Source organism: Arthrobacter sp. efr-133-R2A-63 (genome assembly GCF_030209795.1).
Lineage (GTDB): Bacteria > Actinomycetota > Actinomycetes > Actinomycetales > Micrococcaceae > Arthrobacter > Arthrobacter bambusae_A.
This window is the reverse complement of record NZ_JARVRG010000022.1, coordinates 40,309-56,831: the sequence shown is the minus strand read 5'-3', so window position 1 is coordinate 56,831 and position 16,523 is coordinate 40,309. Positions and strand designations below refer to the sequence as shown.

At 64.3% G+C, this 16,523-nt stretch carries 15 protein-coding genes; 9 read left to right on the top strand and 6 right to left on the bottom strand.

All coding sequences use genetic code 11. From position 1 onward, the window contains the following. Positions 1–1,193 precede the first annotated feature (1,193 nt). The 7 genes from QRN45_RS12200 (at position 1,194) to bcp (ending at position 8,716) form a co-directional block, all read left to right on the top strand. On the top strand, positions 1,194–1,997 hold the full coding sequence (locus tag QRN45_RS12200; RefSeq protein WP_264636994.1) for a hydroxypyruvate isomerase family protein: 804 nt from the start codon (positions 1,194–1,196) through the stop codon (positions 1,995–1,997). 117 nt (positions 1,998–2,114) lie between these two features. Further along, a complete protein-coding gene (locus QRN45_RS12195; RefSeq protein WP_078107490.1) occupies positions 2,115–2,993 on the top strand; it encodes a 2-hydroxy-3-oxopropionate reductase in 879 nt (292 codons plus the stop codon). Positions 2,994–3,100: 107 nt separating this feature from the next. Next, positions 3,101–4,891, top strand: a complete 1,791-nt coding sequence (gene gcl, locus QRN45_RS12190; RefSeq protein WP_284763530.1) for a glyoxylate carboligase — start codon at positions 3,101–3,103, stop codon at positions 4,889–4,891. 22 nt (positions 4,892–4,913) lie between these two features. Further along, positions 4,914–6,137: a glycerate kinase gene (locus tag QRN45_RS12185; RefSeq protein ID WP_284763529.1), complete on the top strand. Its 1,224-nt coding sequence runs from the start codon at positions 4,914–4,916 to the stop codon at positions 6,135–6,137. Beyond that, the gene (gene allB, locus QRN45_RS12180; RefSeq protein WP_078107487.1) at positions 6,130–7,491 is read left to right on the top strand and encodes an allantoinase AllB; all 1,362 of its coding nucleotides are present in this window, start codon (positions 6,130–6,132) and stop codon (positions 7,489–7,491) included. Before QRN45_RS12185 ends, allB begins: the two co-directional genes overlap by 8 nt. Before the next feature lie 9 nt (positions 7,492–7,500). Further along, entirely contained in the window at positions 7,501–8,181 is a 681-nt protein-coding gene (locus tag QRN45_RS12175) for a winged helix-turn-helix domain-containing protein (protein WP_284763528.1), read from the top strand. A 67-nt stretch (positions 8,182–8,248) separates the two neighbouring features. Continuing rightward, entirely contained in the window at positions 8,249–8,716 is a 468-nt protein-coding gene (gene bcp / locus QRN45_RS12170; protein WP_078107485.1) for a thioredoxin-dependent thiol peroxidase, read from the top strand. 225 nt (positions 8,717–8,941) lie between these two features. Here bcp and QRN45_RS12165 read toward each other — a convergent pair whose 3' ends face one another. Then, on the bottom strand, positions 8,942–10,036 hold the full coding sequence (locus tag QRN45_RS12165; protein ID WP_264637000.1) for a pyridoxal-phosphate-dependent aminotransferase family protein: 1,095 nt from the start codon (positions 10,034–10,036) through the stop codon (positions 8,942–8,944). A 310-nt stretch (positions 10,037–10,346) separates the two neighbouring features. On the opposite strand from QRN45_RS12165, the gene uraD reads away from it, so the two are divergent. Continuing rightward, positions 10,347–10,877: a 2-oxo-4-hydroxy-4-carboxy-5-ureidoimidazoline decarboxylase gene (gene uraD, locus QRN45_RS12160; RefSeq protein ID WP_284763527.1), complete on the top strand. Its 531-nt coding sequence runs from the start codon at positions 10,347–10,349 to the stop codon at positions 10,875–10,877. Continuing rightward, complete coding sequence (gene uraH, locus QRN45_RS12155) at positions 10,874–11,215, top strand: hydroxyisourate hydrolase (RefSeq protein WP_241710130.1); 342 nt, start codon at positions 10,874–10,876, stop codon at positions 11,213–11,215. The genes uraD and uraH overlap by 4 nt, the downstream gene beginning before the upstream one ends. Positions 11,216–11,345: 130 nt before the next feature. Here uraH and QRN45_RS12150 read toward each other — a convergent pair whose 3' ends face one another. From QRN45_RS12150 to QRN45_RS12130, 5 genes are read right to left on the bottom strand one after another with little or no spacing between them, the layout of a single operon-like run. Beyond that, positions 11,346–12,128 carry a 3-oxoacyl-ACP reductase gene (locus QRN45_RS12150; RefSeq protein WP_171983479.1) on the bottom strand — a complete coding sequence of 261 codons (783 nt, stop codon included), beginning with the start codon at positions 12,126–12,128 and terminating at the stop codon, positions 11,346–11,348. A 43-nt stretch (positions 12,129–12,171) separates the two neighbouring features. Then, the gene (locus QRN45_RS12145) at positions 12,172–13,536 is read right to left on the bottom strand and encodes an aldehyde dehydrogenase family protein (protein ID WP_284763526.1); all 1,365 of its coding nucleotides are present in this window, start codon (positions 13,534–13,536) and stop codon (positions 12,172–12,174) included. Continuing rightward, positions 13,533–14,327: a gamma-glutamyl-gamma-aminobutyrate hydrolase family protein gene (locus tag QRN45_RS12140; RefSeq protein ID WP_284763525.1), complete on the bottom strand. Its 795-nt coding sequence runs from the start codon at positions 14,325–14,327 to the stop codon at positions 13,533–13,535. Before QRN45_RS12140 ends, QRN45_RS12145 begins: the two co-directional genes overlap by 4 nt. Positions 14,328–14,331: 4 nt before the next feature. Beyond that, complete coding sequence (locus tag QRN45_RS12135) at positions 14,332–15,744, bottom strand: glutamine synthetase family protein (RefSeq protein ID WP_284763524.1); 1,413 nt, start codon at positions 15,742–15,744, stop codon at positions 14,332–14,334. Next, positions 15,741–16,475 carry a FadR/GntR family transcriptional regulator gene (locus tag QRN45_RS12130; protein WP_078107478.1) on the bottom strand — a complete coding sequence of 245 codons (735 nt, stop codon included), beginning with the start codon at positions 16,473–16,475 and terminating at the stop codon, positions 15,741–15,743. Before QRN45_RS12130 ends, QRN45_RS12135 begins: the two co-directional genes overlap by 4 nt. Positions 16,476–16,523: the final 48 nt, after the last annotated feature.

Below are 16,523 nucleotides of genomic sequence, written 5' to 3'. Positions count from 1 at the left end.
TCAGCAACGACGCAGACAACCACCGTGGCGTTACACCACTATGCGGGACTCCACTCCCTTGATACTGATAGACCCAACTCCGTACTGGTAGAACGATGTCGTATTGCGGATCCAATTGGGTGATACATTCATCACCGCCGACGAGGAAAAGCTCCCACAACCGCCATTTGAAACCGGCTGGATCCACATATTTGCCGTGATCGGCTGCCCGTTGTCGAAATACGCCGTGCCCGATGCGCTAGTGGCCTGCGCTCCCGACGCAGCCCCAATTGCCATAAGAGCCGTCAGTGCTCCTGCCGCCACTGCCTTCCTTGCATTCCTAACCATTTTCATTCGATTCCCCATTCTCAATTACCGGCCGGTCTTGGAATTCCGACCGCGCTTCTGGTCAGACATGAATATCGAACATGTTCTCCACCCTGAGCCGATCGCACGGAACGAGTCCGGGATCGCGGCTCGCGAGTCCTTGACTTCACGAACGGGGGAGCCCGCCCCCTGCCCCGGATCAGGCGCGCCACGAATGTGACCACCGCAAGCCCCGGCGCGAGAACGAACAGCCTTCCCATCGCCGGTGCCTAGAGACGACGCTGCCAGCGACAAAGGCGAGCCACGCACGCAGTGGCCGCGCTGCGGCTAGCTGATGAAAAGATCATTCTCGGAACCCGTTTTGGTCCGGGATCGCAGTCGCACGGGCGGGCGTTGCCGCCAAGACTTCCCGAGCGATCAAGCCGCGACATTCCATGAATCCCCCAATCGATCTGTGGTTCCGATTTGAAATCGAAACTGATACGGGAAGGCTAAGGGCGAAAAAGCCGTCTCAGTGTGAAAAAGCCGAAATTCAGTGCTGGGAGACCGGAATCTCAGTGTGGAATCGGGCAATCTCCGTGTGGCCGGTGGCGCATCTCCGTGTAAATCGAGGGTGAGCACGTAGAGAGGTGACGCCATCGGACAGCGAGGCGAGAGTGGACGCAGCACCCCAGTCGCCTACTCCCAGCCCACCCAAGCCCGTCACTTGGTATCCCAAACCCGCTCCACACGGAAGACCCCCTTGACTCCCACCCCCTCCTTCCCTAAACTTTTCATAAAGCAGAATCTAAATTCCACAAAGCGGAAACTCGACGCGGCGAACTAGCCGAAGAGGACAAGCCAAGCGGAAGATGGATCCCAAGCCCTCCCCCGGAAGGACACCTACGATGACGTACACAGTGAACTGCTCCATCCTCCTGACGGAGCTGCCCCTGCTCGAGCGCCCCGCAGCTGCGAAGGCTGCCGGCTTTGACGCCGTCGAATTCTGGTGGCCCTTTGAGACCTCCGTTCCGTCGGACGCCCAGGTCACCGAGTTCGAGAACGCCATCAAGGACGCTGGCGTTCAGCTCACCGGCCTGAACTTCAACGCCGGCAACATGCCCGGCGGCGACCGCGGCCTGGTGTCCTGGCCCGCCCGCTCCTCCGAGTTCCTGGACAACATCGACGTCGTCGCAGGCATCGGCGAGCGGCTCGGCTGCAAGGCCTTCAACGCCCTCTACGGCAACCGCGCGGACGGCGAATCCCCCGAGAAGCAGGACGCCATCGGTGCCGAGAACCTCGCCAGCGCGGCGGATGGCGTCGCACGCATCGGCGGCACTGTCCTCCTCGAGCCCGTCAGCGGCGCCCCCAAGTACCCGCTCCTCAAGGCCGCCGACGCCCTCAAGGTGATCGCCCGCGTCAAGGAAGAATCCGGCGCCACGAACGTCAAGCTCCTCGCCGACTTCTACCACCTGGCAGTCAACGGGGACGACGTCGCAGCCGTCATCGAAAACCACGCCAAGGACTTCGGCCACATCCAGATCGCCGACAACCCCGGCCGCGGGGCTCCCGGAACCGGGGAGCTTCCCCTCGGCGAATGGATCGCCCGCAGCCGCGAACTCGGCTACGAAGGCTACATCGGCCTCGAATACAAGGAACCGCAGGAAACGGCGTTCAGCTGGGCCATCCGCCAGCGCGCCACCTCCCACTAGCGAACGCGCCAACTGAGTAGCAGTTGTTGTCGTTTAGAGCCCTCAAAACGACATCAACTGCGAGCCAGTTGGGTCCAGCACACCTGAGCTAAAACAAAGACTTCAGTAAGGAAAATCATGAGCAACGTTGCAGTTATCGGACTCGGAATCATGGGCCTTCCCATGGCCATCAACCTGGTCAAGGCCGGCCACACCGTCACCGGGTTCAACCGCAGCCAGGACAAGATCGACAAGCTCGTCTCCGAAGGCGGCAAGGGTGCCACGAGCATCGCCGACGCCGTCAAGGACGCCGACGTCGTCATCACCATGGTGCCGGACTCCCCCGACGTCGAAGGTGTCGTGAGCGGCCCGGACGGTGTCTTCGCCAACGCGAAGAAGGGCACCCTCTGGATCGACGCGAGCAGCATCCGCCCGGACGTCGCAGCCCGCCTTTCGGCAGACGCCGTCGCGGCCGGCATCCGCCCGCTCGACGCCCCCGTTTCCGGTGGCGAACAGGGCGCCATCGACGCAGTCCTGTCCATCATGGTCGGCGGTGACGCAGCCGACTTCGAAGCGGCACAGGATGTCCTCAACGCCGTCGGCAAGACCATCGTCCACGTCGGCCCCTCCGGCTCCGGCCAGACCGTCAAGGCAGCCAACCAGTTGATCGTGGCCGTCAACATCGAGGTCCTCGGCGAGGCCATCGCCTTCCTTGAGGCCTACGGCGTGGACACGGACGCAGCCCTCAAGGTCCTCGGCGGCGGCTTGGCCGGCTCCAAGGTCCTCGACCAGAAGGGCCAGAAGATGCTCGACCGCAACTTCGACCCCGGCTTCCGCCTGGCCCTCCACCACAAGGACCTCGGCATCGTCACCTCCGCAGCCCGCGAAGCCAACGTCGCAATCCCGCTCGGCGCCGTCGTCGCGCAGCTCGTGGCCGCCACTGTCAACCAGGGCGACGGCGGACTCGACCACTCGGGCCTCTTCAAGCAGGTCCTCCAGCTCAGCGGCCGAAAGTAAAGCCACGCGCTCAGGCGCGATAACAAGCAAAACCGGGCAACCGCCGTCGTACTTCACGACGGCGGCTCCCCTACAACACCCAAAAACAGACTTTCAAGGAGCACACCATGACGAAGATGCGCACTGTAGACGCAGCCGTCGCCATCCTGGCAAAGGAAGGCGCCATCGAGGCGTTCGGCCTGCCAGGCGCGGCAATCAACCCCTTCTATTCCGCGATGCGGGCACACGGCGGCATCCGCCACACCCTGGCCCGCCACGTTGAAGGCGCCAGCCACATGGCTGACGGCTACTCCCGCGCAGCCGACGGAAACATCGGTATCTGCATCGGCACCTCGGGCCCCGCAGGAACGGACATGATCACCGGCCTGTACGCAGCCTGGGCAGATTCCATCCCCATGCTCTGCATCACCGGCCAGGCCCCCGTTGCCAAGCTGCACAAGGAAGACTTCCAGGCCGTGGACATCGAGTCCATCGCCAAGCCGGTCACCAAGATGGCCATGACCATCCTGGAACCGGGCCAGGTTCCGGGCGCCTTCCAGAAGGCCTTCCAGCTGATGCGTTCCGGACGTCCGGGCCCGGTCCTGCTGGACCTGCCGTTCGACGTGCAGATGGCCGAGATCGAGTTCGACATCGACGCGTACGAGCCTATCGCCGTCGAGAAGCCGAAGGCCAGCCGAAAGCAGCTGGAAAAGGCACTGGACATGCTCACCGCAGCCGAGCGCCCGCTGATCGTCGCCGGCGGCGGCATCATCAACGCCGGCGCCTCCGCGCAGTTGGTTGAACTGGCCGAACTGCTCAACGTTCCGGTCATCCCCACCCTCATGGGCTGGGGCACCATCCCGGACGACCACGAGCTGATGGCAGGCATGGTGGGCCTGCAGACCTCGCACCGCTACGGCAACGAGACCATGCTGGCCTCCGACTTCGTGCTCGGCATCGGAAACCGCTGGGCCAACCGCCACACCGGCGGCCTGGACACCTACACGGCGGGCCGCAAGTTCGTGCACATCGACATCGAGCCCACGCAGATCGGCCGCGTGTTCTCGCCGGACTTCGGCATCGCGTCCGACGCCGGTGCGACGCTGGACGGGCTGATCGAACTGGCACGCGAGCGCCAGGCAGCCAAGTCCCTGCCGGACTACTCCGCGTGGGTCGCCGAGTGCACCGCCCGCAAGGGATCCCTGCAGCGCAAGACCCACTTCGAGAACGTGCCAATCAAGCCGCAGCGCGTGTACGAAGAGATGAACAAGGCGTTCGGCAAGGACACCACCTACGTATCCACCATCGGCCTCTCGCAGATCGCCGGTGCACAGCTGCTGCACGTCTTCGGCCCGCGCAAGTGGATCAACGCCGGCCAGGCCGGCCCCCTGGGGTGGACATGTCCTGCCGCGCTGGGCGTTGTCCGCGGCAAGCCGGACGAGACCGTTGTTGCCCTGTCCGGCGACTACGACTTCCAGTTCATGATCGAAGAGCTGGCCGTGGGCGCACAGTTCAACCTGCCGTACATCCACGTGGTGGTGAACAACTCGTACCTGGGCCTGATCCGCCAGTCGCAGCGCGGCTTCAACATGGAACAGAACGTGTCCCTGGCGTTCGAGAACATCAACAGCACTGATCTCTCTGCAACCGCAGCGGGCTACGGCGTGGACCACGTCAAGGTCACCGAGGGCCTCGGCTGCAAGGCCATCCGCGTGGAGAACCCGTCCGACCTGCCTGCCGCGTTCGACAAGGCCAAGGCACTCATGGACGAGTTCAAGGTTCCCGTGGTGGTCGAAGTGATCCTGGAAAAGATCACCAACATCTCCATGGGTGTTGAAATCAACGGCGTGAACGAGTTCGAAGAGCTGGCCGAGCGCGGCGAAGACGCACCCACTGCGATCATCGCCCTGCTGGACTAGTAAGTACTGAAGGAGGTACGGAATGCGTGTGGTCATAGCCCCGGACAAGTTCAAGGGATCGCTGTCAGCTCCCGAGGTCGCCAGCCGCTTGAGCGCCGGGTTGCAGGCCGGATTTGCTGCCACCCGCCCGGGCGAGGGCTTTGAAACCACGCTCATTCCAGTGGCCGACGGCGGCGAAGGGACTCTCGACGCCGCCGTCGGCTCCGGCTTCACCCGCCGCAGCACCACGGTCACGGGACCCACGGGCCAGCCGATCACGGCCGAATTCGCCGTCCGCGGCGAGGAAGCCGTCATTGAAATGGCGGCGGCCTCCGGACTCGCCGTACTGCCGGGCTTCGGCGACGGAAGCGCCCCGAACACCGAAACGGCCAAGGGTGCCACGAGCCTGGGCACCGGCGAACTCATCCGCGCCGCCCTGGACCTCGGCTGCCGGCACATCATCCTCGGCGTCGGCGGCAGTGCCAACACCGACGGCGGCGCCGGCGTCCTGCAGGGCCTCGGTGCGGTCCTCCTCGACGCGGACGGCAACGAACTCCCCGGCGGCGGCGCAGCCCTGGCCCGCTTGGACCGGATCGACTTCTCGAACCTCGACGTCCGCTTGGAGGTCACCGAGTTCGTCCTGGCGTCCGACGTCGACAATCCCCTTTTGGGCCGCACCGGCGCCGCCGCGATCTTCGGACCGCAGAAGGGCGCGACGCCGGACGACGTCGCCTCGCTCGACGCGGCTCTGGCCCACTTCGTCCAGGTCCTCTCCAACGAGATCGGGTCCGAAGCCCAGGACGCCGCACAGGCTCCGGGCGCCGGCGCGGCAGGCGGCGTCGGCTACATCGCCATCGCGGCGCTGGGCGCGGCACGCAGGCCGGGCATCGACGTCGTCCTCGAATTCACTGAACTCGAGCAGCGGCTGGCGGGCGCGGACCTGGTGATCACCGGCGAAGGCAGCCTCGACGAACAAAGCCTGCTCGGCAAAACGCCTATGGGCGTGGCGCGGGCGGCGGCACGTTCCGGGATCCCTGTGATTGCCGTCTGTGGCCGCAGTACGCTGAGCCCGGAACAACTTTCGGAGTCCGGTTTCGAGTCGGTCCACGCATTGACCGAGCTCGAATCCAACGTAGAGAAATGTATAGCTGAAGCAGGCCCGCTGCTTGAAGAATTAGGCAAGCACATCGGCGTGCGCCTCTCTGAAAAAGCGGCATCCACACAAGTCGCAGCGCGAACCGAGACCAAGGAGCAACTCCATGTCTGAAGAAACCACCACAGCACACGGCCCGTTTGACCTGGTCATCCGGGGCCAGCGCATCCTCACCACCGCCGGCATCACCGCCCGCGAAGTCGGCGTCCGCAACGGCGTGATCGTCGCCATCGAACCCTTGGGCAACGGCCTGACGGGCACCGAAGTCATCGAACTCGGCGACGACGAAACCCTCATCCCGGGCCTGGTGGACACCCATGTGCACGTCAACGAGCCGGGCCGCACCGAGTGGGAGGGCTTCGCCTCCGCCACCCGCGCTGCGGCAGCCGGCGGCGTCACCACCATCATCGACATGCCGCTGAACTCCATCCCGCCCACCACCAACGTGGAAGGCCTCAAGCTCAAGCGCGAAGTCGCCGAAGACCAGGCGTTCGTGGACGTCGGATTCTGGGGCGGTGCCATCCCGGGCAACAAGAAGGACCTTCGCCCGCTGCACGACGAGGGCGTCTTCGGTTTCAAGTGTTTCCTGCTCCACTCCGGCGTGGACGAATTCCCGCACCTGGACGCGGACGAGATGGAAGAGGACATGGCCGAGCTCAAGTCCTTCGACTCGCTTATGATCGTCCACGCCGAGGACTCCCACGCGATCGACCACGCACCCCACCCCGGCGGAGCGCACTACTCCACCTTCCTTGCCTCCCGCCCGCGCGGGGCCGAGAACAAGGCCATCGCCGAGGTCATCGAACGCGCCCGCTGGACTGGTGCGCGCGCCCACATCCTGCACCTCTCGTCGTCGGACGCTCTCCCGATGATCGCTTCGGCAAAGCGCGACGGCGTGCACCTCACCGTTGAGACCTGCCCGCACTACCTGACCCTCATGGCCGAGGAAATCCCCGACGGCGCCACCGCGTACAAGTGCTGCCCGCCCATCCGCGAAGCCTCCAACCGCGAGCTCCTCTGGCAGGGCCTGCAGGACGGCACCATCGACTGCATCGTCTCTGACCACTCCCCCTCGACCCTTGACCTCAAGGACCTGGAAAACGGCGACTTTGCCGTGGCATGGGGCGGCGTCTCCTCGCTGCAGCTGGGGATCTCGCTGATCTGGACCGAAGCACGGCACCGCGGCATCTCCCTGGAGCAAGTAGTGTCCTGGATGTCCGAGAAGCCCGCCGCCTTGGCCCGCCTGCACAACAAGGGCCAGCTGGCTCTCGGCTACGACGCCGATTTCTCCATCTTCGCGCCGGACGACGCGTTCGTCGTCGACGTCAAGAAGCTCAAGCACAAGAACCCGATCACGCCGTACGACGGCAAGGCGCTCTCCGGCGTCGTACGCAAAACGTACCTGCGGGGCAGCGAGATCGACGGCCGGACGCCCAGCGGCAAGCTGATTCGCCGCGGCGGCGTGTAAGGCCAAGCCATGGCCGTCAATGTCCATGCCCCGTACGGTCAACTGCCCGCACGGCTCAACGCCTCGCGGCACCAGCCCGCCCCCCGGCCTTCCGCGCTCCGGCCTGGTCTGGTGCGGCCCGGGATGCACCCGCGCGGACTTGCCGTGTGGGTACAGCCCGGTGAAGGCCGCGAAATCGATCCCGAGGTTTGGTCCCGGGCCGCTGAAGCGGTTCTGGCCCGGGCCCGCAAACTTGCTCCGGGGGCGGAAGTCCTCCTTTGGCCCGCCGCCGGAGCTGCAACGTCCGGTGATTCCGCTGGTTCGGAGGCGTCCGACGCCGGAAGCCGCCCGGCTGCTGTCCCGTCACCTGTCGCACTGGCCGGCCGACGCAGCACCGTGGCAGTGGACCTGGCCGCGAACACCGTCCTCCTCGACGGTGTGCCTGTCAGCTTCACAGCGATGGAACACAGCCTCCTCCGCTACCTCGTGGAAAACCTGTCCCGGGCCATCCCACGTGAAGAATTGCAACGCTTTTTGGAGTCACTTGACTGTCCCGGCGCGGCATTTCGGTCCATCGACGTGTATGTTGGACGCGTCCGGCGCAAGCTGGGCTCAGCCCGCCATGTCATCGCCACAGTGCGTGGAGGCGGCTACCAATTCGTGCCCGGACCAGGCTCCACAGTCCGCGGACCCGCGGAATACTGCATCTAGGCAGCCCGTTACACCCATAGATTGATCGCCGGCCACGGCGGTTGCCCGACAAGTCAAGGATCGCAACATGACCCAGAAACTCCTCGCCGGAACCCAGGCCCCCGATTTCGCGCTGCTTAACTCCGAGGGCCAGAAGGTCTCGCTGTCGGATTACCGTGGACGCAACGTCATCGTGTACTTCTACCCGGAAGCGGCCACCCCCGGCTGCACCACCGAGGCCTGCGACTTCCGCGACAGCCTTTCCAGCCTGCAGTCCTCCGGCTACGAAGTCCTGGGCATCTCCCCCGACGCTCCGGAAAAGATCGCACACTTCGCCGGAGACTACTCCCTGACGTTCCCGCTCCTCTCCGACGAAGACCACGCTGTGGCCCTCGCCTACGGCGCCTGGGGCGAGAAGCTGGTGAACGGCGAAGTGGTCGACGGACTGGTCCGCTCCACCGTCGTGCTCGACGGCGAAGGCAAGGTCAAGCTGACCCAGTACCAAGTCAAGGCCCAAGGCCACGTGGCAGCGCTCAAAGCCGAACTCGGCCTGTAACGCCTGCTCACAAACAAGGCCGTCCGGGCCGACGCCCGCTCACATATAACGCCGATCGGCGTAACCCTCGCTCACGTATAGTGCCAAACGACGGAAGCCTGCTGCAGTTCACATCCGCAGGAGGGTTCCGCTATTCTCGGCCGCCAGGAGTGAGCGAGCGTTTCGGAAATGGCCTGCATACGTGAGCGAGCGTCATGGCTTGGCCACCACATGTGAGCGAGCCCCTCAGGCTTTGGCGATTGCTTCTTCCAGTGCGCCAAGGACGAGCGTCACCGATGCCCTGTTGGCATTCGGACCCATCATGCCGATCCGCCACACGGTCGACGTGAACGCACCCGCCCCGGAGCCGATTTCCATACTGAAGTTCTCCAGAAGGTAAGCGCGGACGGCGGCCGAGTTCACGCCGTCGGGCACTTTGACCGTTGTGAGGCTCGGCAATCGCGAGCCCTCGGCGGCAAACAACTCGAGCCCCATCGCCTCGAGGCCATCCCGCAACTCAGCCCCGGCCGCACGATGCCGGGCCTGAACAGCCGTGAGCCCTTCCGCCAAGATCCGGTCCAGCCCTGCCTCGAGTCCGGCGATCATGGTCACCGGCGCTGTGTGGTGATACGTCCGGCTGCCGCTCGCCGCACCAACATACCCGCCCAGAAGGCCGATATCCAGGTACCACGAACGTGGCTCCTTGATGCGCCGCTCGAACGCGCGCTCGGACACCGTGAAGGGGGACAAACCGGGGGGCGCTCCCAGACACTTCTGCGTCCCGGCGTACCCGACGTCGATCCCCCACCCGTCGGCCAGGAGTTCCAGCCCGCCGATGGACGTCACCGCGTCCACGATCAGGAGCGCGTCGCCCTTACCGGCGCCGAGGGGCGCGACGTCGGACAGGACACCTGTGGAGGTTTCGGCATGGACGGCGGCAATCACCTTGGGATGGGGGTGCGCTGCGAGGACCCGCTCCGGGTCCACGGGCTGGCCCCATTCATGGTCGACGCGGACCACGGTGGCACCGCATCGCCGGGCAACCTCACACATCCGCTCCCCGAAAAGCCCGTTGACGGCAATTACCGCCACGTCGCCGTCGGACACTGTATTGACGAAGGCAGCCTCCATGCCGCCGGAACCAGTGGCACTCAATGGCAGGGTGCGGGCGTTCCGGGTCCCCCACACTGTCCGAAGCCCGGCACATGTCCGGTCCAGGCGTTCTATGAACACCGGATCCAGGTGCCCGATCACCGGATAGGCCAGCGCGGCAGTCACTTCCGGATAGCAATTGCTCGGCCCCGGTCCGAAGAGATACCGGGAAGTCAGGACCTCTGGCATGGCGGAACTCCTTTGGCTCGTTGCTGACATTGTCCACCAGACGGCAAACGTGAGCGAGCGTTTCGGTAGAACCCGGCGAACGTGAGCGAGCGTTTCGGGAAAGGGCAGTGCGGGGCCCGGAGGACCGGGGTGCGGTATTCTCTTGACACCACGGCAGTCATTGGATTCACTATTACGTATGCTGAAATAACAGTTCCATGATGTGGAAGGCCTGGAGTGCGGAGGCGCGCAGGTCCATCCGGCAGGAATCGCCGGAGTTCCGCATAGCCAACACCATGGATGCCAGCACTCGCACGAGGAATGAACAAGCATGAAGCTTGAAGTATTCAACAGCGTGGACCGTGCGGACGCCATCGACGTCCTCCGCCCATGCCTCGACATCCAGCGTTGGGTGGAGCACGTCGCAGATGCGCGCCCCTTCAGCGGCTTGGACTCCTTGCTCGATTTCGCCCGGGAAACCGCCGAGCCCTTCACTTCGGACGAAGTGGCGGCCGCGATGGCCCATCACCCGCGGATCGGCGAACGCCCCAAGGCACAGACTACCGAAGCCGCGATGTCCCGCTCCGAACAGGCCGGCGTGGACCCCGGCGATGACGGGGTCGTCACCGCTTTGGCCGAAGGCAACCGTGAGTACGAGGCCAAGTTCGGCCGCGTCTTCCTCATCCGGGCCGCGGGGCGGACAGCCACCGAAATCCTCGGCTCCCTCCAAGAGCGCCTGAGCCACACCCCGGAGCAAGAAGACGTCATCGTGGCAGGCCAGTTGCGCGAAATCGCGTTGCTGCGCCTTGCCGGCGTGATCAGCGAAGACAGCGCGAGCAGCGAAGGAGTGCCCAGCACATGAGCGTTTCCCAGATAACCACCCACATCCTGGACACCGGTTCCGGGCGGCCGGCGGCCGGCGTCGCCGTCGTTCTCTCTGTGCGCGACGGCGACAACTGGAAGCACGTGGCGAGCGGCACCACCGATGCGGACGGCCGGATCAAGGATCTTGGCCCTGAGAAGGTCGACGGCGGCAGCTACCGACTGAACTTCGCAACAGGTCCGTATTACAAGGCCCAGGGCGTGGACACCTTTTTCCCGGAAGTGGACTTGAGCTTCACGGTGTCCGACGCCGGCGAGCACTACCACGTGCCGCTCCTGCTCAGCCCTTTCGCGTTCTCCACGTACCGGGGAAGCTAACCTGTCCCATCGATTGCTCCCCACCGGCTCCCAACCTTCGCAAGCTCAGGTCCGGGCCCTCGCCGGCATGGGCCCACGTAACAGTCGTTTTGGGGTCCCAAAACGACCGTTACGGAGCAATCGATGGAAACTAGTCGATCGGGGTGACGTAGGCTCCCGAGATTCCGCCGTCGACCATGAAGGTCGACGCGGTGATGAACGAGGCGTCGTCGCTCGCCAGGAACGCGACCGCAGCGGCGAGTTCCTCGGGCTCGGCGAAGCGACCAAGCGGCACGTGGACCAAACGGCGGGCGGCCCGCTCCGGATCGGAGGCGAAGAGTTCCTTCAGCAAAGGAGTGTTGACAGGCCCGGGGCACAATGCGTTGATCCGCACACCCTTGCGCGCAAATTCGACGCCCAGTTCACGGGTCATGGCAAGCACGCCGCCCTTGGACGCGCTGTAGGAGATCTGCGAAGTTGCCGCACCCATCACGGCCACAAAGGACGCGGTGTTGATGATCGAGCCCTTGCCCTGCTCCAACATGTAGGGCAGCGCGTATTTGCAGCAGTAATAGACGCTCGTCAGGTTGACCTCCTGGACCCGGCGCCAGGCGTCAATTCCGGTGTCGAGGATGGATGCGTCGTCCGGCGGCGAAATACCCGCGTTGTTGAACGCGATATCCACGCTGCCGTAGTGGCTCTTGGCTGCGGCGAAGAGGTCGATGACTTCCTGCTCGTCAGTGACATTGACCTTCACGAAGATGCCATCGACGGCGGCCGCTGCAGCTTCCCCGGCTGCCGGATCGATGTCGGCTATGACCACGTTGGCACCCTCCGAGGCGAAGCGCTTTGCCGTGGCCAGGCCGATCCCGCTGCCGCCACCGGTGATAACGGCTGTGCGGTCCTTGAGTCGGTGTGAAATGAATTCGGTCATGGTGATCTCTCCTTGAATGATGGGGCTTCCAAAGTTGGTGGGTTCAGTGCGCGATGAAGACGTTCTTCACTTCGCTGAAGGAATCGAGCGCGTCAGGACCCAGTTCGCGGCCCAGGCCCGATTGCTTGAAGCCGCCGAACGGCGTCGAATACCGGACTGAAGAGTGCGAGTTCACCGAGAGGTTTCCGGCATCCACTCCGCGGGCCACGCGCAAGGCCCGGCCAATGTCTTGGGTCCAGATGGATCCGGAGAGGCCGTATTCGGTGTCATTGGCAATCCGTACGGCGCCCGCCTCGTCGTTGAAGGGAACGACGACGACGACGGGTCCGAAGATCTCCTCACGCACCGCCGGATCGTCTAACGAGTCGGGCGCCAGGACCGTGGGCGGGAACCAGAATCCCGGCCCTTCCGGCACCTCGCCTTGGAAGGCTATGGGAGCTCCCGAGGGCACAAATCCTGCGACGGTTTCCCTTTGCCGGGCGGAAATCAAAGGCCCCATGACGGTACTTTCATCCGCCGGGTCGCCGACTTTGACAGCCCGAACAGCGGGCTCCAAGAGCTCCAAGAAGCTGTCATAGGCCGATCTTTCCACCAGGATCCGGGACCTGGCACAGCAGTCCTGTCCGGCGTTGTCGAACGCGCCGCCGGGAGCGGCCGCAGCAGCGGCCTCAAGGTCGGCGTCGGCGAACACAATGTTCGCGCTCTTGCCACCCAACTCGAGCGTCACGCGCTTCACTTGGTCAGCACAACCGGCCATGATCTGCTTGCCAACCCCGGTTGACCCAGTAAAGACGACCTTTCGCACCGCAGGGTGGGTGACGAATCGCGCCCCCACTACGGAGCCCTTCCCGGGGATGATCGTCAGCACGCCGTCGGGCAGTCCGGCCTCGCGCGCCAGCTCACCCAGCCTCATCGCCGTCAGCGGCGTAAGTTCCGCGGGCTTGAGTACCACCGTGTTGCCTGCCGCGAGCGCCGGCGCGAAGCCCCACGCCGCGATCGGCATGGGAAAGTTCCACGGCACAATGATGCCAACCACGCCCAGCGGCTCGTGGAAGGTCACATCGAGGCCTCCGGCAACCGGGATCTGCCGCCCGAAGTGCCGCTCAGGAGCCGCCGAGTAGTAGCTGATGACGTCGCGCGCATTGCCCGCTTCCCAGCGAGCGTTGCCGATCGTATGCCCCGCGTTGCGGACTTCCAATTGTGCGAGGTTCTCCAGATCGGCGTCGACGGCGGCCGCGAACCGGCGCAGGAGCAGTGCCCGGTCCGACGGCGACGCTTTCCGCCAGGTCTCAAAGGCGGCGGCCGCGCGGGCAATCAGCGCGTCCGTTTCGGCGAGGGATGCCAGTTCTACGGTCTGAAGGAATTCTTCGGTAGCCGGATTGATGATGTCAAAAGTCGTGGCACTCACGCCCAGCTCTTTTCTGTCGCTGTGGTTTCCGTCGAGGGATCGGGGAGCTCAACGTAAAGCTCGCCCTCCCGGTACCTTCTGGCTGCGTCAATGAATCCTTCAAAGAGGCGCAAGTCGGAAGGATTTTGTTCAGGATGAAACTGAACGCCCAACGCCCAACTTCCCTGGGTGGACTCGACCGCTTCCACCGTGCCGTCAGCCGCGCGCGCCGTGACGCAAAGACCGTCAGCCACCCGGTCCAGAATCTGGTGGTGGTAGACCGGCGCCGATGCCTTTTCGCCTAGTAGTTGCGCACTGATGCTGCCCGGCCGTGTATCGAACTCAACCTCCCCGTAGACTCCGGGAGCAGGTTGGTAGTTGGCCTCCGGCAGCACGTCAGGCACATGTTGGATGAGGTTTCCGCCCAAGGCCACGTTGAGGATTTGAGCACCGCGGCAGATCGCAAAGAGCGGAATGCCCTTCTCCAATGCGGCCAGCGTCAACGCGATGTCGTGCTCGTCCCGCGCGGGCTGGCTGCGAGTGCTTGGGTGGGGCTCGGCGTCGTAATTTCCGGGGTCGACGTCGGCGCCTCCCACCACGATCAGGCCATCGACGAGGTCAAGGACGGAAGTATCGGTGCCGATGGGCGGCAGCAGGAGAGGGGTGCCGCCCGCCGCCACCACGGCTTCCAAATACGTTGCCGGCAGCACTGCTGCACGCGCGTCCCAAATCCCCCATTTTGCGTTCTGAAGGTAGGTAGTGAGGGCGATGCGAGGAGGCCGGTTTGAACCTGGAGCTTGCGCCTTGATCATCGCTCTACAGCCTTTCGAAGCCGCGGCGGAGCTCCCAGTCCGTGATGGCGGACTCAAAAGCTGCCAGTTCGACGTCGGCGTAGTTCACGTAGTGCCGCACTACTTCCTCGCCGAAGACTTCCTTAGCGATCACGGAGTTGGCGAACAGGTCCCGCGCTTCCCGCATCGTCGTCGGAACGGTGGGAGCGCCCGAGGTGTAGGCGTTGCCGGTGGTTGCCGGTTCGAGTTCGAGCTCATTTTCGATTCCGTAAAGCCCGCCGGCGAGCATGGCCGACAACGCCAGATACGGGTTGACGTCGCCACCGGGCAGCCGGTTCTCCAGCCGCGCGCTCTGCCCATGCCCCACAAGGCGCACCGAGCAGGTGCGGTTGTCGAGGCCCCAGGCCACCGCCGTCGGAGCGAACGAGCCTTTGACGAACCGCTTGTAGGAGTTGATGTTGGGAGCGTAGAAGAGCGTGAATTCCCGCATCGTGGCAAGCACCCCGGCGATGAAGTGATCGTAGGTCTTGGTGCGGGCGCCGGTGGCCCTGTCCCAGAAGACCAGCTCATCGTCGAGCCCGCGAAGGGAGAGGTGGATGTGGCAGGAATTGCCCTCGCGTTCGTTGGGCTTGGCCATGAAAGTAATGGATTGGCCCATGTCATGGGCAATGTCCTTGGCCGCCGTCTTGTACACGGAATGGTTGTCCGCCGTGGTGACCACCTCGTCGTACTTGAACGCGATCTCGTGCTGGCCGAAGTTGCATTCACCTTTGGCGGATTCCACGGTCATGCCCGATGCGTACATCTCGTTCCGGATCCGGCGGAGGAGGGGTTCCACGCGGCCGGATCCCAAGAGCGAGTAATCCACGTTGTATTGATTGGCTGGCGTGAGGTGCTTGTAGTCGAGGTCCCATGCCCGCTCGTACGAGTCGTTGTAGACCACAAACTCAAGCTCGGTTCCGGCGAGTGCCTTCCAACCGCGCTCGGCCGCCTTGGCCGTCTGGCGCTTGAGCATGGCGCGGGGTGAAACGGAGACCGGAGTGCCGTCGGTCATGGACAGATCGCACTGGATCAGCGCACTCCCCTCGCGGTAGGGAAGGACACGGATGGTGTCCAAATCCATGTCGAAGAGCATGTCTCCATAGCCCTTTTCCCACGAGGAAATGTCATAGCCATCCACGGTGTTCATTTCGGTGTCCACGGCGAGGAGGTAATTGCAACCCTCGGTGCCATGCTCCAGCACGGAATCCAGGAAAAATTGCGCGTGGAGTAGCTTGCCCTGAAGCCTGCCCTGCATGTCGGTGAAGCCGAGAATCACGGTGTCTATGGTGCCGTCGCCGATCTGCGCCTTCAGTTGCTCAACGGTGAGCATTCGGTCATTGCGAGGGTGGGCGGTGGTTTTCACGGTGTTCGAAATGTCGTTCATGGTGCTGCTCATTTCAGTAGTCCCTTGAGTAGTGCGGCAGTGGACTCGCAATGCAATTCCATGACGCTCCGGGCCGCTGCAGGCTCCCCGTCGAGGATGGCCTGCACTATCAATCGATGTTCTTGGTTTGAATGTTCGATGTTCCGCTGCAGGAAGGGGATTTCCGCCAGGAATTCGTGGATCTTTGTCTGGATGGTGGTGCTGGCTTTATTGAGCTCGGACGACCCCGCAACAGCGGAGAAAGCCAGGTGAAGGCGGGCGTCCGCTTGCCTGTATTCCACCGGCGAACCCGCGTTTTCGACCTCCGCCAGGGAATCGGTCAGAAGCCGCCGCTGATCCTCGCTGAGCCGCATCGAAGCCGCCCGCTGGCAGGCTCCCGGTTCGATCACCGAGCGGAAGATGAGGATGTCGCTCATTTCCTCCTGCCGGTCCTTGTTGTCGAGTCGCTCCGGCGGCCGGGCGTTGCCGACCGGTTCCACGATAGTTCCGCCGCCCCTCCCACGGACGGTCGTGACGAAGCCCGCGGCGCGCAACGCGCTGATCGCTTCCCGCAGCGTGGCCCGGGAGACCTGCATGCGCTCGGCCAAGTCGCGCTCGGGCGGGAGACGCTCGCCGGTTTTGAAGATCCCCAACTGAATTGCCGATCCCAAGTGCTCGACGCATGACTCGAAGGCCATGTGTCCGCGCACAGGAAGCAAGACCGTCTCCAGCAGGGGCGATTCAATCGGTTCGGCGAACAACATGGTGGCCTTCCTTGGTGGGAGGCCGCCGGCGAGAACCGCGGCGGCCCG